This window comes from Enterobacteriaceae endosymbiont of Neohaemonia nigricornis, assembly GCF_012571795.1.
Classification (GTDB): Bacteria; Pseudomonadota; Gammaproteobacteria; order Enterobacterales; family Enterobacteriaceae.
Genome location: NZ_CP046222.1, coordinates 1 through 718, shown reverse-complemented (window position 1 = coordinate 718; position 718 = coordinate 1). Strand labels below are relative to the sequence as shown.

The window sequence follows — 718 nt, the reverse complement described above, 5'->3', positions numbered from 1 at the left end:
TCGACTTGCATGTGTTAGGCTTGCCGCCAGCGTTCAATCTGAGCCATGATCAAACTCTTCAATTAAAAACGAAAAAAATCTTAATATAAAATTAAAAATTCTATAAAATTGAATGCCCACATAAATTTTCTGATAAATTATTAAAGAACAAAATAACAATCTATAATTATTAAAGAAAGTTATTATCATAATTATACTATTTAGTATAATAAAGTCAAATTATTTTTAAAATTTTATATTAAAGAAATTTAATATTTAAAATTTTATATTTTATAATCCCTTTAGGCGTATTAACAGAAATAATTGTATTAATTTTATTTCCAATTAAAGCTCTTGCAAGAGGTGCATTAATAGAAATTAGTTGTTCTTTTAAATTTGCCTCATCATCACCAACAATTTTATAAGTAATATTCTTATTAGTTTTAATATTATTAATGATAACAGTAGAACCAAATACTACTTTTCCATTATTTTTTATTTTAGTAATATCTATTACATAAGACTTAGATAATTTTATTTCTATGTTTTGTATTTGTCCCTCACAAAAGCTTTGTTCCTCACGAGCAGCTTTATATTCTGCGTTTTCTTTTAAATCTCCATGACTTCTGGCATCTTTAATAGCTTTAATAATTTTTGGTCTTTCTATATTTTTTAATCTATATAATTTATGTTGTAATTTTTCAAAACCTTGTAATGTCATAGGAATATTTTTATTCAT

Annotated in this window: 1 protein-coding gene and 1 rRNA gene (1 of these 2 cut by a window edge); both read right to left on the bottom strand. The window is 22.6% G+C overall.

The window, feature by feature from the left end; all coding sequences use genetic code 11:
• A 16S ribosomal RNA gene (locus GJT85_RS00010) occupies positions 1 to 65 on the bottom strand (it extends 1,334 nt beyond the left edge of the window).
• 173 nt (positions 66 to 238) lie between these two features.
• Complete coding sequence (gene greA / locus GJT85_RS00005) at positions 239 to 718, bottom strand: transcription elongation factor GreA (RefSeq protein WP_208754175.1); 480 nt, start codon at positions 716 to 718, stop codon at positions 239 to 241.

Bases quoted from the DNA above. Each gene is read 5' to 3' on its own strand.
- greA (WP_208754175.1), bottom strand. From the start codon at position 718: ATGAATAAAAATATTCCTATGACATTACAAGGTTTTGAAAAATTACAA.